General features: G+C 75.0%; 16 protein-coding genes and 4 pseudogenes. 12 read left to right on the top strand and 8 right to left on the bottom strand.

Features of this window, described 5'->3' with window-relative positions; genetic code table 11:
- The first annotated feature begins 144 nt into the window (after positions 1-144).
- The 3 genes from ACOBQU_RS39530 (at position 145) to ACOBQU_RS39520 (ending at position 5,386) form a co-directional block, all read left to right on the top strand.
- On the top strand, positions 145-3,366 hold the full coding sequence (locus ACOBQU_RS39530) for an AMP-binding protein (protein WP_423635285.1): 3,222 nt from the start codon (positions 145-147) through the stop codon (positions 3,364-3,366).
- Between the two features lie 111 nt (positions 3,367-3,477).
- Positions 3,478-4,476, top strand: a complete 999-nt coding sequence (locus tag ACOBQU_RS39525) for a threonine ammonia-lyase (RefSeq protein ID WP_423635283.1) — start codon at positions 3,478-3,480, stop codon at positions 4,474-4,476.
- A 55-nt stretch (positions 4,477-4,531) separates the two neighbouring features.
- On the top strand, positions 4,532-5,386 hold the full coding sequence (locus ACOBQU_RS39520; RefSeq protein WP_423635281.1) for a thioesterase II family protein: 855 nt from the start codon (positions 4,532-4,534) through the stop codon (positions 5,384-5,386).
- A gap of 72 nt (positions 5,387-5,458) precedes the next feature.
- Here ACOBQU_RS39520 and ACOBQU_RS39515 read toward each other — a convergent pair whose 3' ends face one another.
- A complete protein-coding gene (locus ACOBQU_RS39515; protein WP_423635279.1) occupies positions 5,459-7,036 on the bottom strand; it encodes an alpha/beta hydrolase in 1,578 nt (525 codons plus the stop codon).
- A gap of 131 nt (positions 7,037-7,167) precedes the next feature.
- Positions 7,168-7,281 (bottom strand): annotated as a pseudogene (locus ACOBQU_RS39510) (transcriptional regulator); the annotation flags it as partial.
- On the opposite strand from ACOBQU_RS39510, the pseudogene ACOBQU_RS39505 reads away from it, so the two are divergent.
- A pseudogene (locus ACOBQU_RS39505) lies at positions 7,280-7,585 on the top strand (RidA family protein); the annotation flags it as partial. The pseudogenes ACOBQU_RS39510 and ACOBQU_RS39505 sit on opposite strands and share 2 nt — an antisense overlap.
- 382 nt (positions 7,586-7,967) lie before the next feature.
- Here ACOBQU_RS39505 and ACOBQU_RS39500 read toward each other — a convergent pair.
- Positions 7,968-8,090, bottom strand: a pseudogene (locus ACOBQU_RS39500) (NUDIX hydrolase); the annotation flags it as partial.
- A gap of 119 nt (positions 8,091-8,209) precedes the next feature.
- On the opposite strand from ACOBQU_RS39500, the gene ACOBQU_RS39495 reads away from it, so the two are divergent.
- Positions 8,210-9,148, top strand: coding sequence for an aminoglycoside phosphotransferase family protein (locus tag ACOBQU_RS39495; RefSeq protein ID WP_423635277.1), 939 nt, complete (start codon positions 8,210-8,212; stop codon positions 9,146-9,148).
- Positions 9,149-9,269: 121 nt separating this feature from the next.
- Here ACOBQU_RS39495 and ACOBQU_RS39490 read toward each other — a convergent pair whose 3' ends face one another.
- Positions 9,270-10,502, bottom strand: a complete 1,233-nt coding sequence (locus ACOBQU_RS39490; protein ID WP_423635275.1) for a transcriptional regulator — start codon at positions 10,500-10,502, stop codon at positions 9,270-9,272.
- Between the two features lie 48 nt (positions 10,503-10,550).
- On the opposite strand from ACOBQU_RS39490, the pseudogene ACOBQU_RS39485 reads away from it, so the two are divergent.
- The 4 genes and pseudogenes from ACOBQU_RS39485 to ACOBQU_RS39470 all read left to right on the top strand — a co-directional run bounded on the left by ACOBQU_RS39485 (position 10,551) and on the right by ACOBQU_RS39470 (position 12,655).
- Positions 10,551-11,734 (top strand): annotated as a pseudogene (locus ACOBQU_RS39485) (helix-turn-helix domain-containing protein).
- Positions 11,735-11,872: 138 nt separating this feature from the next.
- On the top strand, positions 11,873-12,010 hold the full coding sequence (locus ACOBQU_RS39480) for a hypothetical protein (RefSeq protein ID WP_423635273.1): 138 nt from the start codon (positions 11,873-11,875) through the stop codon (positions 12,008-12,010).
- Entirely contained in the window at positions 12,007-12,246 is a 240-nt protein-coding gene (locus ACOBQU_RS39475) for a hypothetical protein (protein ID WP_423635271.1), read from the top strand. Before ACOBQU_RS39480 ends, ACOBQU_RS39475 begins: the two co-directional genes overlap by 4 nt.
- Before the next feature lie 181 nt (positions 12,247-12,427).
- Entirely contained in the window at positions 12,428-12,655 is a 228-nt protein-coding gene (locus ACOBQU_RS39470; RefSeq protein WP_423635269.1) for a hypothetical protein, read from the top strand.
- Positions 12,656-12,729: 74 nt separating this feature from the next.
- On the opposite strand, the gene ACOBQU_RS39465 is transcribed toward ACOBQU_RS39470, so the two are convergent.
- From ACOBQU_RS39465 to ACOBQU_RS39455, 3 genes are all read right to left on the bottom strand, one after another.
- On the bottom strand, positions 12,730-14,031 hold the full coding sequence (locus tag ACOBQU_RS39465; RefSeq protein ID WP_423635268.1) for a globin domain-containing protein: 1,302 nt from the start codon (positions 14,029-14,031) through the stop codon (positions 12,730-12,732).
- Positions 14,032-14,310: 279 nt separating this feature from the next.
- Positions 14,311-15,003, bottom strand: coding sequence for a response regulator (locus ACOBQU_RS39460; RefSeq protein ID WP_423635266.1), 693 nt, complete (start codon positions 15,001-15,003; stop codon positions 14,311-14,313).
- 21 nt (positions 15,004-15,024) lie between these two features.
- The gene (locus ACOBQU_RS39455) at positions 15,025-16,683 is read right to left on the bottom strand and encodes a hypothetical protein (RefSeq protein ID WP_423635264.1); all 1,659 of its coding nucleotides are present in this window, start codon (positions 16,681-16,683) and stop codon (positions 15,025-15,027) included.
- 336 nt (positions 16,684-17,019) lie between these two features.
- Here ACOBQU_RS39455 and ACOBQU_RS39450 point away from each other — a divergent pair, with 336 nt between their 5' ends.
- The 3 genes from ACOBQU_RS39450 (at position 17,020) to ACOBQU_RS39440 (ending at position 19,722) form a co-directional block, all read left to right on the top strand.
- Positions 17,020-18,186 carry an NAD-dependent epimerase/dehydratase family protein gene (locus tag ACOBQU_RS39450; protein WP_423635262.1) on the top strand — a complete coding sequence of 389 codons (1,167 nt, stop codon included), beginning with the start codon at positions 17,020-17,022 and terminating at the stop codon, positions 18,184-18,186.
- On the top strand, positions 18,183-18,677 hold the full coding sequence (locus tag ACOBQU_RS39445) for an NUDIX domain-containing protein (protein ID WP_423635260.1): 495 nt from the start codon (positions 18,183-18,185) through the stop codon (positions 18,675-18,677). Before ACOBQU_RS39450 ends, ACOBQU_RS39445 begins: the two co-directional genes overlap by 4 nt.
- A 106-nt stretch (positions 18,678-18,783) precedes the next feature.
- Positions 18,784-19,722 (top strand): mevalonate kinase family protein, encoded by a 939-nt coding sequence (locus tag ACOBQU_RS39440; RefSeq protein WP_423635258.1) that lies wholly within the window; start codon positions 18,784-18,786, stop codon positions 19,720-19,722.
- A 93-nt stretch (positions 19,723-19,815) separates the two neighbouring features.
- Here ACOBQU_RS39440 and ACOBQU_RS39435 read toward each other — a convergent pair whose 3' ends face one another.
- Entirely contained in the window at positions 19,816-20,919 is a 1,104-nt protein-coding gene (locus ACOBQU_RS39435) for a radical SAM/SPASM domain-containing protein (protein WP_423635257.1), read from the bottom strand.
- Positions 20,920-20,936: the final 17 nt, after the last annotated feature.

Genomic DNA, 20,936 nt, shown 5'->3' with positions numbered 1-20,936 from the left:
ACCCGGGTGCCTTGTACGGCTGATCCACTTCCACGAGGGTGAAGCCTCCGGTTCCCGGCCGTTCTGGTCCCGCTGATTCCGCTGGTTCCGTTAGTTCTGCTGATTCCGCTGGTTCTGCTGGTTCTGCTGATTCTGCTGAGGGGGATGATCTCCGTGCGTTCGTTCCGTGCGTCGTCCGCGCATCAAGGGTTGTGGCGGGCGCAAGAGATGTTCCCCGACACCCTCAACCACGCGCTGACCCTGTGGGACGTGGACGGCGACCTGGACCCGGTGGCCATGGAGGCCGCGTTCCTGCACGTGATGGGCGAGGCCGAGGTGCTGCGCGTCACCTTCGTCGACGGCGACGACGGGCTGCGCCTGGTGCCGAGGGAACTGGGGGACTGGCGGCCGTTCCTCCTCGACGTCAGCGCGGCGGACGACCCGGAGCGAGCGGCCCGCGAGGAGCTGGCCGAACTGCTGCGGCAGCCCTTCGACCTGGAGCGGGACCTGCTGTTCCGGCTCGGCGTGGTCCGGCTCGCGGCGGCCCGCTCGGTGCTCGTCATCATCTACCACCACCTCATATCCGACGGGTTCGGCGCCGCCGGACTGCTGACGCGGCGCCTCGCCGAGGCGTACACGGCCCTCGCGCGCGGCGCGGACGTCCCCGAACTGCCGCACCCCTGGGACGTCGAGCCGTTCGCGAACGAGGCGGCGGACTACCGCGCGTCCGAGCGGTTCACCGAGGACACCGCGTTCTGGCGCGACTACCTCAGGGACGCCCCGCCCCCCGCGCGCGTCCCCCGCGTCGTCCTGACCGACGCGGCGCGGGCCGCGCTCGACGAGCCGACGGGCAGCGCCGACCGCTGGGGCGAGCTGACCGAACCCATCGGCATGGTCAGCCGCACCCTGACCGTCCCGCGCGCCGACGCCGACGCCTGGACGGAGGCCGCGAAGTCCCTGGGCGTGTGGATGTCGTCGCTGCTGACCGCGGCCACCGCCGTCTACCTGCGGCACCGCTGCGACCGCCCGGAGTTCCTGCTGTCGCTGGCCGTCGCCAACCGGGTCGGCGTGGCGAGCCGGACGCCCGGCCTCGCGGTGAACGTGGTGCCGGTGCGGGTGCGCGTCCCGCTCGACGCGACCTTCGCCGATATCGCCGACGCCATCGGCGACGAGACGTACGACATCTTCGACCACTCCGCCTGCCACTACTCGGAGATCCAGCGGGCCAGCGGAACCGCCCTGAACGACCGCGGCGGCTTCGGCGCCGTCATCAACGTCGTCGAGTTCGCGGAGCGGCTGCACTTCGCCGAGAGCCCCGCGCGCTTCCTCTGCGGCACGACCGGCACCTTCGAGGAACTCGCCGTCGGCGTCTACACCGACGGCAGCCCGGACAGCGACCTGTACATCCGCCTCGACGCCCCCGCGAGCCTGTACTCCCGCGCGGAGCTGCGCTTCATCGGCGAGGACCTGATCGCCCACGTCCGCGCCGTGGTGGCCGCGGGCGAGCGCCCGGTCGGCGCCCTCGACGTGGTCGGCGGCGCCGAGCGCGACCGGCTGCTGGCCGCGCCGGACCCCACGGCCGCGCCGCTGCCGGGCCTGACGGTCCCGGAGCTGTTCGCCCGCCAGGCGGCGCGGACCCCCGACGCCGTCGCCCTGGTGTCCGGCGACACGGCCCTGTCGTACCGGGAACTCGACGAGCGCTCCAGCCGCCTGGCCACCGCGCTGCGCCGCCGGGGCGTCGGCCCCGAGACGGTCGTGGCGGTGGCGCTGCCCCGCTCGGCCGACCTGGTCGCCGCCCTGCTCGGCGTGGTCCGGGCGGGCGGCGCCTACCTGCCGGTCGACCCGGCGGCGACCGCGCCGCCGCTCGGCGGGACGGGCGCGCGCCTGCTGCTCACCGACGCGGCGACCGCGGGCGCGCTCGGCACCGCGCCGGACGTACCGACGGTGCTGCTGGCCGACCTCGACGACCGGGCCGACCTCGCGGACCCTGCCGCCCCTGGCGCCCCCGGTGACGCCCCGGCGCGCCAGGACGCCCTCCTCGCCGTCCTGCCCGGCACCGACACCGACACGCACGTCGCCGTGACCCACCGCAACCTGGAGCGCCTGGCCCTGGACCACCACTGGCGGGACGGCGCCCCCCGCACCGTCGTATGGCACGCCCCGCACACGCGGTCCGCCGACGCCCTCGCCCTCGACGTGTGGGTACCGCTCCTGAACGGCGGCCGGATCGTCGTCGCGCCCGACGGCGACCTCGATGCCGAGGCGGTCGAGGCGCTGGCCGCGGCGCACGGCCCCGCCACCCTGCGGCTGCCCGCGGACCAGTTCGCGGCGATCGCGGCCGACCGTCCCGAGCGCCTCGCCGGGCTGCGCGAGGTGTGGACCGGCGGCGACCGCGTCCCCGCGGCGGCGCTGCGCCGGGTGCGCCGGGCCTGCCCCGGGCTGACGGTCGTCACCGGCCACGGCCCGGCGGAGACCACCGCGTCCGCCGCCGCCCACCGCCCGGCCGCGCCCGAGGCGCCGCACCCCGTGCTCGGCCGCCCCGTGGACCACACCGCCCTGTACGTGCTGGGTCCGGGCCTCGCGCCGGTCCCCGCGGGCGTGACCGGCGAACTGTACGTGGCCGGGCCCGGCGTGACCCGCGGCTACCCCGCGCACCCCGGGCGGACCGCGGAGCGCTTCGTGCCCTGCCCGTTCGGCCCGGCGGGCGCGCGCATGTACCGGACCGGCGACCGGGTGCGCTGGACGTCCGACGGCCTCCTTGAGTACGTGGGCCGGGCCGACGCCCAGGCGGAGGTCCGCGGCGCCCGGGTCGAGCTGGCCGAGGTCGAGGAGGCGCTGGCCGAACACCCCGGCCTCGCACGGGCGGTGGTCACCGCCCGGCAGGACCCGTCCGGACAGCGGCGCCTGGTGGCGTACGTGGTTCCGGCGCCCGGCCGCACCGGCCCCGCCGACGACGAACTGCGCCGCTTCGCCGCCGGGCGGCTGCCCGAGTTCATGGTGCCGTCGGCGTTCACGGTCCTCGACCGGCTGCCGCGGACGGCCGACGGCCGGGTGGACCGGGCGGCGCTGCCCGAGCCCCGGCCCGCCGACGACCCGTACCGGGCGCCGCGCAACCACACCGAGCGGGTGCTCGCCGAGGTCTTCGCCAAGGCCCTCGAACTGGACCGGATCGGGATCGACGACGACTTCTTCGACCTCGGCGGCAACTCGCTGCGGGCCATCCGCCTCGTCGGCCTGATCCGCGCCGAGCTGAAGCAGGAGGTGTCCATCCGCACGCTGTTCGCGGCCCGCACCATCGCCGGACTCGCCGACCAGTGGCAGGACAGCACCGCCCAGGCGAGCAGGCCCACGCTGCGCAGGCGCACCAAGGAGGGCGAGGTCCTCTGACCCCCGGCGAGGCCCCCGCCCCCCGGCGAGGTCCCCCGACCCCGACCGGCGAGGCCCGCCGACCCCCGCCCGCGCCGCACCCGCCCCCGAGACCGGAAACGGAGCCGCACCATGTCACTCGCCGACCAACTGCCGCCGCTCAGCCACGAGGGCGTGCACGAGGCGCGGCGCCGCATCGCCGACCGCGTGGTGCGCACCCCCGTCGTACGCAGCGAGGAACTGGAGCGGGTGGCCGCCCACGGCGCCCGCCTCTGGCTGAAGGCGGAGAACCTCCAGCGGGGCGGCTCCTTCAAGATGCGCGGCGCCCTGCTCGCCGTGGAGCGGCTGCGGGCGGTGGGCAGCCCGGGCGTGGTCGCGCAGTCCACCGGCAACCACGCCATCGCCGTGGCCATGGCCGCCGCCGAGCACCGGCTCCCGGCCGTCCTCGTGCTGCCCACCGACGCCGCCCCCACCAAGGTGCGGCGCATCCGCGAGACCGGCGCCGAGGTCCTCCAGGCCGGAACCACCCTCGCCGAGCGGATCGCGGTCGTCGGGGACGTGCGGGCCACCCGCGGCTACGACGAGATCGACCCCTACCAGAACCCCGACGTGGTGGCGGGCCAGGGCACCGCCACCGCCGACCTGCTGCACCAGGTGGAGGCGGTCGGCGGCCACCTGGACGCGGTGGTCGTCCCCGTCGGCGGCGGCAGCGCGATCGCCGGGGCCTGCCTGGCCACCGCGGGCCGCGGCATCGACGTCTACGGCGCCGAGCCCACCGCCGTGCCCGCCCTGACCGCCGCGCTGCGCGCCGGGGGGCCGGTCACCGTGGACGCGGGGCCCACCATCGCCGACGGCCTGCGCCCCGACCGCGTCGGCCAGCTCCCCTACGACCTGGCGCACCGGGCGGTCGCCGGGGTCTTCACCCTCGACGAGGACGCCATCGCCGACGCGCTGCGCCTGGTCCTCGTCCACGCCCGGCTGCTCGTCGAGCCCGCCGCCGCGACCGCCGTGGCCGGGGCCCTGCGCCTCGCCGCCGAGGGCCGCGCCCGCGACATCGGCGTCCTGGTCTCGGGCGGCAACGCCGAGCCGAGCCTGGTGGCGTCCCTCCTCGACGGCCGTGCCACGACCTGACGACCGAGCACACGACCACCCCAGAGACTCCAGAGACCCCACAGAAAGGTCCGGCATGACAGGGTCGGCGAAGAAGGACGCGAACGGCGGCACGACCGTCGGCGCGAACGGCGGCGCGACCGTCGGCGCGAACGGCGACGAGAAGTACCCCGGGGAGTGGATCCACCGCTTCCACCCCACCGACGACAGTGAGTTCCGGATCGTCTGCTTCCCGCACGCCGGGGGCGCGGCGAGCTACTTCTACGCGCTGTCGGAGGCGCTCGCCCCCGGCCTGGACGTGCTCACCGTCCAGTACCCGGGGCGCCAGGACCGGCGGGCCGAGGGCTGCGTGGAGAACTTCGCCCAACTCGCCGACCTCACCTACGCGGCCCTGCGCCGCGCCGACGACGGCCGCCCCACCGTGTTCTTCGGGCACAGCATGGGCTCGATCCTCGCCTTCGAGGTGGCCCGCCGCTACCAGGACGACACCGGCGCCCCGCCCGCCTGGCTGCTGGCCTCCGGCTACCCCGCGCCCTCCAGGCTGCGCGGCGGCACCGTGCACCGGCGCGACGAGGCCGGGCTCATCGAGGAGCTGCGCTCCGTCGGCGGCACCGACCCCGTCTACCTGGAGAACAAGCACCTGCGGACCGCCATCCTCGAAGCCGTCCGCGGCGACTACACGGCCATCGAGACCCACCCCCGCGTCACCGGCGTCCGCCTCGACTGCCCGCTGACCATGCTGCTCGGCGACGACGACCCGCACACCACGGTCGCCGAGGCCGAGGCCTGGCGGGACCACACCACCGGCGCGTTCGCCCTGCGCGTCTTCGAGGGCGGCCACTTCTACCTCGACGAATACGGCGAGGACGTCGCCGGGATCATCTCGGACACCGTCCGCGACCTCTCGGCCGCCCGCGAAGCCGCCCGCTAGGGCCGCCCGCTAGGCCGTCCGCCAAGCCGCCCGCCAGGGCCGCCCGCGGAGCCAGCCGCCAGGTCCTCGCGGCTACGCGCAGACGGTCCCGTCGGCCGGGGTCTCGCCGTCGAGCAGATAGGCGTCGACGGCCTTGGTGGCGCAGCGGTTGTCGCCGTACGTGCCGTGGCCCTCGCCGCGCACGGTCAGCGTGACGCCCACGCCCTTGCCGAGCCGCTCCGCCATGCGCCGGGCGCCCGCGACGGGCGTGGCCGGGTCGCCGGTGTTGCCGATGACCAGGATCGGGGCGGCGCCGGGCGCCGCCACCTGGGGCTTGTCGGCGGTGCCGCGCACCGGCCACTGGGAGCAGCCGAGCAGGCCGTCCACCTGGGAGGGGCCGAAGACCGGGGAGGCCTTCTCGAAGGCGGGCCGGTGCGCGGCCACGTCCGCGCGGGTGTAGCGCCGGGCGGTGTCGGCGCAGGTGATCGCGGCGTGGGCGGCGTGCATATTGCTGTAACGGCCCTTGTCGTCACGGCCGTTGTACAGGTCGGCGAGCATCAGCAGGTTGTCGCCGGTGCCGTCCTCGATGACCTCGCCGAGGGCCTGTGCCAGGAACTTCCAGCCGTCCTCGCCCTCGTACAGCGTCGCGCCGATGGCGGTCAGGGCCAGCTCCTTGGTCAGCTCGCGGTCGCCCTCGGTGGTGGGCGCGGGCTTCTCGTCCAGTTCGGCGAGCAGCGCGGTGAGGCGCCGGTTGCCCTCGGCGGGGCCCTTGCCGGTCGGGCACTTCGCGCCGTACTCCTTGGCGCAGTACGCCATGGCGGACTCCAGCGCCTTCTGGAACGCCCTGGTCTGGGCGAGGCTCTGGCGCACCGGGTCCTGGCTCGGGTCGACGACCGCGTCGAAGACCGCGCGCCCCACGTTCTTGGGGAACAGGTGCGCGTAGACGCCGCCGAGTTCGGTGCCGTACGAGATGCCGAAGTAGTGCAGCTTCTCGTCGCCGAGGACGTGGCGCAGCAGGTCCATGTCGCGGGCGGTGGTGGCGGTGGAGACGTGCGGGAGCACCTTGGCGGAGTTCTTCTCGCAGGCCTTGGTGAACCGCTTGATGTCCTTGAACGCGTCGCCGCTGTCCGCGCCTCGGTCGAGGGCCTTGTCGTCCAGGCACTTCACGGGCGTGGTGTCGCCGACGCCGCGCGGGTCGAAGCCGACCAGGTCGTACGCGGCGTTGAGCTTGGCGTAGTCCCCGGCGGCCTGCGGCAGCGTGGCGACGCCGGAGGCGCCGGGGCCGCCGAAGTTGTAGACGAGGGAGCCGATCCGCTCGCCCGGCTTCGTGGCCTTCTTGCGGATGAGCGCCACGTCGACGGTCTCGCCCTTCGGCTTGGCGTAGTCCAGCGGGGCCTTCATGGCGGCGCACTGCCACTCCTTGCCGGGGGCCTCGTCGGTGCCCTGCGCGGGGGACGGCGCGGGGCAGGAGCGCCAGGCCAGGCGCTGGCCGGTGAGGGCCGCGGGCAGCCCGGCCGCCGCCCCGGTGGCCTTCGGCCTCCCCTTGTCGTGCTGCTCGCCCTTCTCGTCCCCGCCGTCGGACCCGCCGCCGCACCCGGCGAGGACGGGGACCGCGAGGAGCGAGGAGGCGAGCAGTGCCGTGGCGCGGCGCGGGCGTATGAAGGGGGGCATGCTCTGTCTCCTGCGGATATGGGTCATGTAGCGGCAAATGCCGAGTAAAGGCGGGCAAAAGTCGCCGTTACTCTACAGAGGCGTAGAACCTGGGGTGCCGGGAGGTCCCGCCCCCGTCGGTCCGGCGCCCGTCAGGCCCCGTCGAACCGGCGCCGCGCCCCCTCGATGTGGCCGAGGTGCTGGTGCGTCCAGCCGCACAGGGCGTCGACCGTGGCGCGCAGCCCGCGGCCCGGCTCGGTGAGGGTATCGAGACAGCTCGCCTTCGACGAGGCGGGCGCGTTCCGGCACGCGGACGGCTTCGCCGCCCAGCTCCGCCGGACCCACGCCGACCTGGACAGGGTCCTGGCGCACTACGGCGCCACCCGCGCCCAGGTCGTCTCGCAGACGGTGTACGTGGTGGACCTGCGCCGGAACGCGGCGGCGACGGCCGCGGGGAACCTGGCGTACTTCGGGGACCCCCCCGCGAGCACGGTCGTGGGCGTCACCGAACTGACCCTGCCCGGACAGCTCGTCGAGATCGGCTGCGTCGTCGACACACGGCTGCCCGCCCGCGCGCGCGGAGCGCGAGCCTTCAGCTTTGGCGCCCCGCCCGCCCGCGCGCGGAGCGTGATCGCGCACAGGGCCAGGCCGAGGGCGACGCGCGCGGCGAGCGGGCCCGCTCCCCGGCGCGGACCCGGGCCGCGCTCCGAGGCTTCCAACGCGCCGTCGGGACCGGCGAGTCGCGGGGCCTGCCCGACGTCCTCGCGCCGGACGTGGTCCCCCTGAGCGGCGGTGCCAGGCACGCCCTGCGGCGGCCCGGCGTGGGCGCGGACGCGGCTGGTGGCGCGGCGCCAGAAGGCCGGTCGGGACAGTGTTCGTATCAGTGCCGGATCAGGCCCCGACCAGTACGGGCGCCACGTGGCCGGTGGCCGGGCGGGTGCGCCGCTGCCGATTCCGGGCCGTTCGGGCCTCGGGCGGCCGCCGGGACCGCCCGTGAGCCGACGCCCAGCAGGTGCTCGACGACCGCGGTGCGGCCGGTCTCCTCGGCGACCTCCCGCACGACCGCGCCGAAGGGCCCTCCACGCACCCGGCGCTACGCGATCGGCGGGCGTAACTCATCGCGTGCCGTCCGCAGGGCCCCGGGCGCCGTAGCGGCCCCGGCCCGGGGCCCGCGCCCCGCTACGGTGGCTGCGCATGACCCACACCGACATCGAGATCACCGCGGAGCTGGTCCGGGACCTGCTGCGGGACCAGCATCCCGACCTGGCGGACCGGCCGTTGAGGCTCGGGGCGCGCGGCTGGGACAACCAGCTGTGGCGGCTCGGCGACGACCTCGCGGTACGGCTGCCGTGGGCGACGGCGGCCGCGGACGACCTGCTGCGCAAGGAGCACGCCCTGCTGCCGCCGCTCGCCGCGCGGCTGCCGCTGCCGGTGCCCGTGCCGCGGCGCCTGGGCGAGCCGTCGCGGCGGTTCCCGCGGCCGTGGACGGTCACCACGTGGGTGCCGGGGACGCCCGCCGACCGCGCCCCGGTCACCCGGGCCGAGGCGGGCGAGGCGCTGGCGGCGTTCCTGACGGCCTTGCACCAGGCGGCGCCCGACGACGCGCCGGTGGGTCGCTTCGGGCGCGGCGGCAGGCTCGCCGACCACGCCGAGGGGTTCGCCCGGCAGCTCGCCACGGCCACGGAACTCGGCCTCGTCGCCGACCCGGAGGCGCTGCGCGCGGTCTGGGAGGACGCCGCCGCCGCGCCCGCCTGGACGGGCCCGCCCGTGTGGCTGCACGGCGACCTGCACCCGGCCAACGTCCTCACCGCGGACGGCACGCTGTGCGGCGTCGTCGACTTCGGCGACCTGTGCGCGGGCGACCCGGCCTGCGACCTGGCCTCCGCGTGGCTGCTGCTGCCGGAGGAGGCCGCCGCCCGCTTCCACCGCGCCCACCGCCCCGCCCTGGACACCGCGACCCTGCGCCGGGCCCGCGGCTGGGCGGCCACCCAGGCCCTGAGCTGCGCCCTCATCGGCGACGCGGGCACCCGCGGCCGCCCCGGCGGCAAACCCACCTGGGGCCCACCGGCCACCCGCGCCCTGCACCGCCTGACCCAGCCCTGGCCGCCGCCCGAGAACGGCACCCCGTGCTGAGCCGGGTCATCGTCGCCCTGGACGTCGACGACCGGCCGCGGACCCGGCGACGGCACGCCACCGCGTACGCGTCGGCCCGGAGCCGTGAGCGGAACGGCCACCGCCCTGGTCCGCCGGTCCCCTAAGCCGCCGCGACGAGGTCGTGCGCGCGTTCCGTGAAGTCGGCTACGAGGCGGTGGCTGCCGAAGGGTTCCATACGCCGCCGCACATCCTGCACCGCTTCGACGCAGCGTGAACTCCTGACCTGCCGAGCCAGCTTCAGCGTGCGCAGGCCCGCCGCGTGTGCCGCTTCCAGGTCCCGCCTCTGCAAGTGCGAGGCCGCGAGTGCCGCCTGGGACATGGCGCCGCGGCGGGCACGCCCCTGCTTGCGCGCGTGGTCGATCGACGTGCGGGCGTGCCGCGCCGCCTCCTGCGGCCGGTCCAGGTCCCGGAACGTGTTGGCGTGCTCGCCGTGCAGGTAGGCCGGATCGATGAAGGCCGCCCACTCCTGCTCCTCGTCCACGCGCACACGCTCGAACGCCGCCTCGGACTGGGCGACGGCGTGTGCGGCCGCGCTCCTGTCACCCAGCTTGGCAAGGGCCCTCGCCTCCAGGGCCCACAGGTCGGCGAGGCAGGCCGGAGACGTCCTCTTCCCCAGCCCGGCGCGCCCCGCCTGCGCCAAGCGGCGACCTTCTTCCGGAGCGCCGAGCAGCGTCGTCTGATCAGCCATGCCCGCGAGCACATGGGCGCCCAAGGCTGAGTTCCCGGACTCCTCCGCCAGCCGCAGCGACTGGATCAAGTAGCGCTGCGCGATGCCGTGTTCGCCGTTGTCGTACGCCATCCATCCCAACAGGTACGTCTGCTCGGCGGCGGCCTCGCACAGAGCCCGCCGCACGGACTCCGAGTAGGTGCGGCGCAGCAGCGGGAAGACGTGTTGCGTCATGTACTCAGCCAGGATGAGGCGCCCGGACCCGCCCCCCTGGAGGACATCCATCCGCTGGAACTCGCCGAACATGTTGCGCACGGCGGTCACGTCCTCCAGCCGCACTCGTGGCCCTGTGCGGGGGGTGTCCTGATCAAGGGTGCTGAGCAACCAGTCGCGCGACGGGCCGACCGCCGCCACGGCGGCGAATGGTGTTGCTGCCATGAACGTTCGACGATCCACGTCTGCTCTCCCCAAGTCGGCAACTACTTCCACGGTAGCCGTGAAAGAACGGCAGTAACGGAGGGAGCGTTCGGCCACGTGCCCGTCACCGAAGCCGAGATCGTAGGTCGTGACCCGGTGCCCGTTGGCGGGCTGCGCAACCACCCGCGCCGCGGACCCGGCGACGGCACGCCACCGCGTACGCGTCAGCCCGGAGCCGCTGATCCCCATGAATCCCTACGGGTACCGTTCAGGTGTCGCGTCAGACAGGAGCCAGCCATGCACGCTCTACCTCATGACCACACCGGCAGGCGCATCAAGCGCCTGCGCCTGGAGCGCCACCTCACCCAGCGCGCGCTGTCAGATCTCTCCCAAGTGCCGTACAGCACCCTCACCAAGACAGAGCAGGGCGTCATTCCGGCCAGCCCTCACCTCATCGCCAGTGTCGCGCGTGCGCTGCGTGTGGACGTCGCGACCATCAACGGCCAGCCGTACCTGGCCGAGCTGCGCATGGATGAGCTCGACGTTCTGATACGGCCCATCCGGGAGGCGCTTGACGTCTACGACTTGGGAGCCGACCCCGACATCTCCCCCGCCCGCACGCGCTCCTGGCCGACGACGCCGAAAGCCTGCTCGTCGCGGTCCGCGCCGGAGAGATCAAACACGCGGCCGCCCAAGTCGCCGGACTGATTCAAGAAGTCACCACTGCGGCGCACACCGCCAACACCACCGAGGGATGGCTGCTCCTCGCCAGCACCTATCGCACGGCCTATGACGTCGCGACCAAGCTGGGTTTCGCGGACCTCGCCGCGATCGCGCTGTCCCGCATGGACTGGGCCGCGCACCGCGGCTCCGACGCCGTGTTCGGAGGCATGTACCGCTACATGCGCGCGCTGACCTATCTCCGCGAAGGCCAGTTCCGTACCGGAGACCGCCTGGTCCGCATGGGACTGGGCATCCTGGAACAGGCCGACCCCGGACGCGAACGCGACGTAGTCACCGGCCAACTCCACCTCGGCGCCGCCGTCATGGCCGGGCGCGCGCACGACGGCGACCGCGCGGAGGGACACCTGAACGAAGCCGAGCGCATGGCCGAGCGCACGGGGGAGGCCGTCACCGTGCACTGGCTGAGCTTCGGGCCCACCAACGTAGCCGTGCACAGGGTGAGCGTCGCCGCCGAACTCGATGAGTACGCCGATGCCGTCAGCGCCGGGCGCACGGTGCGGTTCCCGAAGGACTGGCCAGCCTCACGCCGTAGCCACCACTACGCAGAGTATGCCCGCTCGCTGATGTGGACGGGTGACCTCCCTGCCGCGTTCGACAACCTCTTGAAGTCCCGGAAAGCCGCCCCCCAACAGGCGCGGTACCACCCGACGGTGCGGGAGACCTACGCCGGGCTTGAGGCCGCGAAGCGGCAGCTCCCCGACAGCTTCCTCTCCTACGGCACCTGGCTCGGCGCATAGCGGTCCGTCACGCTTTGGCCCCGATTATCAGCATCTCTTGATAGTCGGGGCCTTTGCGCGGGGCCACCATGCGGTGACGGCCACTCCTGCCCGGAGTGGCGAAGACACCCGTACAGCCCATCTGCTGAGGGGCCCCGCATGCCGACAGACCAGGAACCACCGGAGCAGCGCACCGTCAGCGAGCCGAGGGCCGACCGCCTGACGGCGCGCATCGCCGAGCTCCAGAAGGAGATCGCGCGGCATCTCGCCACCCTGCGCCAGGAGGTCGACCGGTGACCCGTTTCCGCGCCGCGTACCGGACGTACACGCTCGCCCCGAACACCGACGCCGACGCCGAGCCGTGGACGTGGTGGCGGGAGTGCACGCGCTGCGGCGCGGCCAGCGCGCCCAGCGGCCTGGGCGCCGACGGTGAGGAGTGGACGTTCGCCCACCTCAGGGCCAACCCGGCGCACCTCGACTACCGCGAGCACATCACGCGCCCCTACCGCGCCGTCCCCGGGGCCTGGCAGTGACCGCCCTCGGCCCGCCGCCCCTGTGGTGCGAGGCCACCGCGGCGGAGGCCGTCGCTCCCGAGTGCGCCCGCGAGTGGCTGGTGCGCGGCTATCTGGCGCCCAGCCCGCGCCTGGCCCTGCGGTGGCTGACGGCCCAGGCGCGGCACTTGGCCGACCACATCGCCCCGCCGCTCGACGCTCCGTGGGTCCCCGTGCGGGCCATAAGGGTCATCGGGGGCAGCACGACGGCCCCGACGCGCTACGGCTGTGGGCGGAGCTGGCGGCGGAACCCGTCGGCACCGAGTACCACCGGGTGCTCGCCACGTTGCGCCGCGGCGCCCTGTATCGCGTCACCGTCAGGGACGACACGCTGCGCTACAGCCTCTCCGCCCGCGCCTTGGTCCTGCCCGCCGTGAGGACGATTCCGTAGGGGGGAGGCACTTCGGCCACTGGCCGCGTGGAGACGGCAGCCCGAGACCCCGCACGGGCAGGAGGGGGACCCACTCACGCGCCGGGCCTTCGCGCCACCGGAGGGCAGGCGTCGGGGAGGCCGGTGAGGTCGTGCCGTACGCGGTCCGCGGGCAGGCCCAGGGCCGTCAGGTGCCGTACGGTCGCGGGCAGGGCGCCGCTGACGAGGACCGTGGCGCGGGGCGGGTGGGGCAGGGCGGTGAGCACGGCGGTCTCGTCGGCCAGGGAGAGCGTGCGCAGCCACGGCCAGCGCGCCTCCCACTCGGCGTCGGCGCCGGGGGCGTACGGCGGCCCGCACAGCAGCAGCCGCGCCTCGCGGCCCGGCAGGCGCCTGCGGGCCAGGTCCTCGACGAGCGCCTTCGCCCCGGCCCGGCCGGTGCCGCCCGCCACGATCAGCACATCGTCCCCGAGGTCGCCGTCCGCCAGGGTCATCGCCCCCTGCGCGGGCCCCAGGCGCAGCGCGTCGCCGACGCCCGTGCCGGTGACCAGCGCGTCGCTGACCCCGCCCCGGCCGGTGCGGCGGACGTGGAACTCCAGCTCGCCGTCCCGGCGCGGCGCGCACGCCACGCTGAACGGCCGCCAGGCGCGCGGCAGCAGCGGCGACTGGAGCAGCGCGTACTGACCGGCGCGGTAGGGGTACGGCTCGGCCGGGGCGACCCTGAGCACCGCCAGATCCGGCCCCCGCAGCTGATGGGCCGTCACCGTGACGTCCCAGAAGGGCCGTTCGGCCAGGGCCCGCTCCGCGCCCCGCACCATGGCCGCCACCGCGCGCCGCAGCATCCGCCGCCACGCCTCCTCGGCGTCCGCGGGCCACCAGGCGCCCCCGCGGTGGCGCAGCGCCGTCACCAGCGCCGTCTCGAACACCTCGTAGTGCACCGGCCGCACCCCGAGCTTGCGGTGGTCGCGGCCCAAGCGCGTGCAGAAGGCGGTCACCTCGTCCGGGCGGTCCAGGTGGTCGATGAGGTAGCGGAAGGCTCGCTCCAGATGGGCCTGCTGGAAGGCCATCGACTCGGGGAACAGGCCCCGCAGATAGGGGTGTTCGGCGAACAGCGCCGCGTACAGGTCGGTGATCAGCTCGTCGAAGGGGGTGACCAGGTGCAGGGTCTGGGTGATCAGACGGTGGTCGTCGGCCGGGCCACCAGGTGCGCCGGGTGCGCCGGGTCCGCCGGGCGCGTCGGGTTCGCCGAGGCCGTCGGCGTACGCGGTGTCGGCCGGGCCCTGCGCGGCGGTCGGGGCCAGCAGGCGCTGCCGCAGCCGCATCGCCTCCTGCCGGGAGAGCAGCGCGCGGTACTCCTCGTACTGGTCGGAGTACTGGTCGGACGCGGGGTCGGGTGTCACCTGGGGGTCTCCTGCCGATGAGGGTCGGGCGCGCCTTCCCGGGGGAGGGCGGCGCCAGTGTCGCACCGGGCTCAGGGGCCCGGAGGGCCCCACCTCACAGGGCCGAAAGGCCCTGGTCATCGCTCACGTCGACGGTGACCGGGAAGCGCCCGCTACGGGGGATGACCGCGGCGCTCCCCGGCCGCCGTCACATGATCCCCGCGAGCACCCCCGGCCCCACCAGGGCCGAACAGCCCCCACCCGGGCCCGCCCCCAGGGCCCAACGGCCCCGGCGGAGCGCTACCGCAGCCGTGAGGCGATCACCGCCGCCTGCACCCGGCGCGCCACGCCCAACTTCGCCAGCAGCGACGACACCCGGTTCTTGACGGTCTTCTCCGCGAGGAACAGCCGGTCGGCGATCTGCCGGTTCGTCAGCCCCTCGCCGATCAGGGCGAGGATCTCCGCCTCGCGCGGGGACAGCCGCTCCAGCTCCGGGGCGAGCGCGGGCTCCGGGCGCGGATCGCGCAGCCGCGCGAGCACCCGTGCCGTCGCGCGCGGGTCCAGCGTCGACGCGCCGCCCGCCACCGTGCGCACGGCGTCCACCAGGCCCGGGCCGTCGATCCGCTTCAGGACGTACCCGGCGGCCCCCGCCATGACGGCGTCGAACAGCGCCTCGTCGTCGTCGAACGACGTCAGCATCAGACACGCCAGCCCCGGCATCCGGTCCCGCAGCTCCCGGCACACCTCCACGCCCGCGCGGTCACCGCCGCCGTCGCCGAGCCGCACGTCGAGGACCGCGACGTGCGGCCGCGCGGCGGGCACCCGCGCCAGCGCCTCCCGGGCGTTCGCGGCCTCCCCGGCCACCACGATGTCCGGCTCGGCCTCAAGCAGGTCCCGCACCCCCCGCCGTACCACCTCGTGGTCGTCGAGGAGGAACACCCTGAGCGGGGCGGCGGGCGGGGGAACGGGACCGGTGCGTGTACGTGCTTCCACGGACGACCAGCGTACGGTCCGTCAGTTCGGCTCCAGCAGGACGCCCTCGTACGCCAGCCACTGGCAGAACGCGTGCAGCCCCCGCGGCAGACCGGTCGACGGCGTCCAGCCCGGGGGCCGGGGCACGCCCTCGGCGGGGCAGTGCCACACGGCCGCCTCCTCCGGCGCCTGTGCCACCGGCACCGGGCGCACCGCGTCGTGCACCGCCTGCGCCAGCTCCGCCGCCGTGCACGGCTTCTCGGGGGCGGCGGCGAGCACGCGGTCGGCGGGCCGCACGCGCAGCACCGCCGCGATGGCGTCGGCGAGGTCGTCGACGTACACCGGGTGCACCTCGGCGTCCGGGGCGCCCGGCACCGTCAGGGGCTGGCTGCGCAGCGCGTCCCACACCAGGCGCCCGACCGGCGTGTGCCGGGAGCAGCCGGGGCCGTACACCTCGCCGACGGCCAGGGTGTACGGCAGGGGGTCGCCCTGCGGGTGGACGGTGACCGCCGGGTCGGGCGCCCCGAGCCGCGTCAGGTCGACGACGGCGTCGGCGTCCACCCCCAAGTCGGCCAGCCTGCGCACGAGATGCTCACCGAGGGGGCTCCCGGCGCCCCGCCAGACGAGCCCGCCCGGCCGCCCCGGCCCGCTCCGCGGCAGCGCGGCCGCCGCCTCCCGCCCGGCGGCAAGACCCCGGTGCGCGACCTCCGCCAGCGGCTCCCGGCGCCGCGCCAGGTGCTCCTCCGTGCTGACGTTGCTGACGCCGCCGATGCCGATGGTGGCCACGCACTCCCGATAGGCGTCGTACGCCTCCGAGTCCGGCGGCGGCGCCAGGAGTCCGGCGCGGCCCGCCTCGAAGCCCGTGGCGAGCGCCGTCAGCCAGGTCCCGCGCACATCGGCCCCGGCCGCCTCCCCGCCCGGCGGGTCGAGCAGCGACTGGGGCAGGCCCGCGCCGCGCAGGTATTGCTCGGCGCTCAGGTGCAGTCGGCGCACCGGACCCGGGCCGGGGACCCGCACCGCGCACTGCGCGACGCCGTGCTTGAAGAACGGCAGCACGTCCGGGGCGGCCACCGTCCGCCCCTCCGCCCGCGTGCCGTCGCCGGGCAGGAACCCCACCGAGCGGCGCGGCCCGCGGAAGGCGTTGCCGGAGATCGAGCCGTGGTCCTGGTGCTCGGCGAGGTTGGGCACCGCCACGTACCGCGGCACCCCGCGGTCGCGCAGGTAGCGGTGCATCAGGATGTCGTCGGGCCAGCCGCCGAGCCGCGCCCTGCCGTACGCGACGAACCCCTCGGCGACCGCGCGCGGCAGCACGATGGCCACGCACGGGAAGTACTCGTTGACGGCCTCCACCCACCGGCCGCCCGCCAGCGCGCCCCAGCGCACGGCCGCCCCGTTGCGCGAGTCCCACAGGGCGAACAGCGCGAGCGCCGCGTCCGGCAACTCCTCGATGGCGCACCGCACCCGGTCGAAGAAGTTTTCGGACAACGTCATGTCGTCCTGAATTACCAGTTGATGTGTGGCCCCCTCCTCGATCGCGGACCACGCCGCGAGCGCCGTGCGCAGCACCGAGGGCGTGCCGGTCGGGTCGGGGTCCATGACGACCCGCACCAGGCCCGGTGGCGCGCTCCGCGCCAGCTCCTCGGCCGCCGCACGGCGCCGGGGATGGGTCATGACCACCGCGCTGAGCCGCTGACGCGCCATCGGGATCCTTCCCTCTCCTGCTCGGACGGCCGGACCGGCCCGGCCGTCCGGGCCCGGAACGGACCCGCCCCGGGCGGCCCGGACGGCTCCGGACCCCGCCCGACGGGCCGCTTCCGCCAGCCGGTCCCGGACAGTACGGGCCGCGACGAGGGCCCGCAAGAGTGCCGAAATGGCCCTCTGGTAGCCGGGTGAGGGGCGCGTGAATGCTGGGCCGGGCACGTCGATCACGTCACGGACCGCGTGCTTCGGCCACGCGACCCCTCTCGACCCCCGCGACCCCCTCGACGTCCCCGGACCTGCCTCGACCCACCCCCACCGACACCGAAAGGGGCACCCATGCCCGCGTTACCCCGCACGTCCGCCGCGGCCACCACCCCCGACGTCACCGCGGAGACCGTCCGCTCCCGGCTCGACAAGCTCCGCGACGCCCGCGTCGTCGTGACCGGCGGCGGCGGCCTCGTCGGCAGCAGGCTGGTCGCCGTGCTCCAGAGATCCGGCGCGAACGTCACCGTCCTGGACCGCATGGACGCCTACCCCGACGGCGGCCACGACGTCTTCGGCGTGGCCCGCAGCGACGCCCGCCTCGTCGTCGGTGACGTCCGCGACGCCGACACCGTCGGCGCGCTGCTCAAGGACGCCGACTTCGTCGTCCACGCCGCCGCCTACGCGGACGTCGCCGCCTGCACGCGCCGTCCCGACATCGCCTTCCGCGCCAACGTCGAAGGCACCCAGATCGTCCTCGAACAGGCCGTCAAGCACTCCGTGCGCCGCCTCGTCCTCGTCTCCTCCGCCTCCGTGTACGGCGACGGCACGTCCGCCGACGCAGGGCCCCAGGTCTTCCACGAGGACCAGCCGCTGTTCCCGGTGTCCGTGTACGCCAACTCCAAGCTGTGGGCCGAGCACCAGACCCGCCTGATGCTGAACGCCTCCAGCGACACCGAGTACGCCGTGGTGCGCTACTTCTCCGTGTACGGCGAACCCCAGATACCCAAGCCGGGCAGCCACTCCTGGATGGTGCCCTGGCTCTCCCTCCAGGCCCGCCTCGGCCGCCCGATGCGCCTCAACGGCGGCGGCGTCCAGGTCCGCGACCTCGTCCACGTCGACGACATCGCCGAGGCCACCGCGCTCGCCCTCATCGAGGAGCAGATGGCCGCGCAGACCGTCAACATCGGCACCGGCGTCCCCACCTCCGTCCGCGAGGTCGCCGACCTCATCGCCCCCTACTTCCCCGGCGCCCGCATGATCACCACCCCCCGCCCCGAGGGGGACCCGCTCGGCGGCTACGCCTCCACCGAGCGCGCCCGCGAACTGCTGCGCTGGCAGGCCAGCATCAGCGTCCGCGAAGGCGTCGACCGCTATGTGCGCTGGCTGCTCGCCACCCCGGACGCCACCCCGCGCTGGCTCGCGGAGTCCCTGGCGGAATCCACGGCGGAATCCACGGCGGAATCTACGGCGGAGTCCACGGCGGAATCCACGGCCGAACCGACGGACGATAGAACATGACCTACACCGGTTCCTACATCTGGTCCCTGCGCCAGCAGGTCGGCTCCCGCACCCTGCTCGTGCCCGGCGCGCAGGTGCTGCTGCTCGACGCCGACGGCCGGGGCCTGTTCCAGCAGCGCGTCGACAACGGCGTCTGGGAGCTCCCGGCGGGCGCCTGCGAGGAGGGCGGCGACTTCGCGGACGCCGCCGTGCGGGAGCTGGCCGAGGAGACCGGCCTGCGGGTGGAGCGCGACGACCTGGAGGCGTTCGCGTCGCTGTCCGACCCGGACGTGCACACCCTGACCTATCCGAACGGCGACGTGACGCACTGCTTCGCGCTGTGCTTCGTCGCCCGGCGCTGGACGGGCGAGCTGGCCCCGGGCGCCGACGAGGTGCGCCAGGCCGCCTTCGCGCCGCTCGACGCCCCGCCGCACCCGCTGCACCCGCCGACGGCCGTGGTGCTCGCCCTGTACGAGAAGTACCGCACGGAGGGAAGGTTCCAGGCCCGGTGAGCCCCACACGCCCCACCGCACAGCCCATCGCACAGACCACCGCACAGCCCACCGCCCACCCCGCTCCGCACCCGGCGGAGCCCCCGCCCCGCACCCGGTGCGCGCCGTGGTGCCCTGCCGCGCCTGCCTGTCCGGCGAGGACCTGGACTGGCTCGGCGACGGCCGCAGCGTCAGCGTCGCCCTCGACCTGCCGACGACCGTGGAGGCCGCACCCGCCGCCCCGGCGGACACGGCGCAGGACACGGCGCAGGACGCCGCGGCGGACGACGGCTGGGCAGGGGAGGTGTGGGCGTTCCTGCGCCAGCGCCTGCCCGGCCTCGCCCCGCGCCCGCCCGCCGTCACCACCACCAGCGAGGCGCCCGCCGCCAGCGGCCTGTCGTCGTCCACGGCCCGGATCGTGGCGCTGTTCCGGGCGTTCACCCACCCGACGTTCACCGGCGAACGCGTCGACGACGCCGCGATCGCCCAGTGGGCCTACGAGTTCGAGTTCGCCGTGTTCAACGGCGGCGGCATGGACCACCTGGCGGTCGTCGAGGGCGGCGCGCTGCTCCTGGAGGGCCGCGAGCGCGGACTCCCGGCGGTGCGGGAGCGCCTCACGTTCCCGCCCGAGTGGCGGATCGTCGTCGTGGACTCCGGCACCCGCAAGGACACCCGTCACCACATCCGCGACGTCCGCGCCCAGCTCGCCGCCGGTGACCCGGCGCTCGCCGCCTACCGGGCCACCGCCGACGAGGCGTCAGGACAGGTGTGGCGGGCCCTGCGCGAGCGGGACCTGCCGGGCCTCGGCGCCGCGATGGTCCGGGCCCACGAGGCCATGCGGGACCACCAGCGGATGTCGACGCCGCTCCTGGAGGACCTGCGGGCCCTCGCGCTGCGCGCCGCCGACCTGCCGCTGAAGCTCAGCGGCGCGGGCGGCGGCGGCGCCCTAGTCGGCGTCTGCCCCGCGGCCACGGCGACGGACACGACGGCCCGCCTGACCCGGGCGCTGGCCGACACCCACCCAGGCGCACGGGTCATCCCCGTACGCGCGGCACCGGGCACCTAGACGCGCCGTTCCCCGCGCCCGAAGGGGCGCGGGGAACGGCGCGCTCAGCCCCGGAGCACCCGCGGTCGGCAGAGGACGGGACGGGGCAGCCCCTCAGCCGCTAGAGGAACGGATCAAAGTCCTCCGCGAGCGGCTGCCCCCGGCCCCCCGCCCGATCCGCTCCAACGCCTCGTTGGATCCGTGGCGCGCGCAGTGGAACCGGCAGTCCCGGCTCGGGTCGACGATGCCCCGGTCCGAGGTCTGCCAGATGTCGGTGAGGGAGTCGGTGACGGCGTCCCCGAGCCGGGCCAGCGGATTGCCCCGGTGGTAGGAGCACACGTACACCCCGGACGGCGTGATGAGGGTGCGCAGCTCGGCGACCCGGCAGCGGTGGTACTCCTTGGGCTGCACGGGGCCGACGTGGGTGCGCAGCGAGGTCAGCGTGGAGGAGTTGACGAGCTGGAAGCGGTCGCTCTCCAGGCGGGCGGCCTCGGCGAGCTGCCGGTCGACGGACTCCAGCATCTCCTCGGGCACCTGCACGATGTGGTGGTCGTCGTCGAACATGGCCTTGGTCTCGAAGTAGTCGCAGCCGATGTCATGGGCCAGTTCGGCGGCCTGGAGCACCTCGTGGTGGTTGGTGACGACGCGGCCGTCCGGCTCCCGGCGCGACATCAGCAGGAAGGAGTAGCCGAGGGCGCCCTTCTTCTCCGCGGCGAGCAGCCGCATGTTCTCGACGACCTTGTCGAAGACGCTGCGGCCCTTGCGGTCGGGCCGGAAGATCCCGTACGTCTCCTTGGTCCCGGCGTCCATGGAGACGCGGACCCAGCTGGCGTACTGGGCGAGTTCGGTGAGGTTCTGCTTGATCATCGTGCCGTTGGTGACGACGCCGATGCCCAGGCCCGCCTCGCCGAGGGTGCGCAGCACCTGGCGGGTACCGCGGTGCGCTAACGGCTCCCCGCCGCCGATGAGGACCACGGCCCGTACGGACAGGGACACCAGCTCCTCGGCGAGGGCCGCGAGCCGCTCGGGGGTGAACCGGCTCTGGTTGAGGAGCTTTCCGCTGATGCACTCGGGGCAGGCGAGGTCGCAGAACGTGGTCGGGTCGAGGTCCACGACCAGCGGTGCGCTCGACGGCGCACCGGAAGCTGCCTCCAGGACCCGTGGCCAGCCCGAGGGCTGGTACAGCTTGGAGACGAGGTCGAGGCGGTCGTGCGTCACGGTGTTCTCCTCCACGG

Origin of the sequence: Streptomyces sp. G45 (genome assembly GCF_049542095.1) — a bacterium.
GTDB lineage: Bacteria > Actinomycetota > Actinomycetes > Streptomycetales > Streptomycetaceae > Streptomyces.
This window is presented reverse-complemented; position numbering and strand designations above follow the sequence as displayed.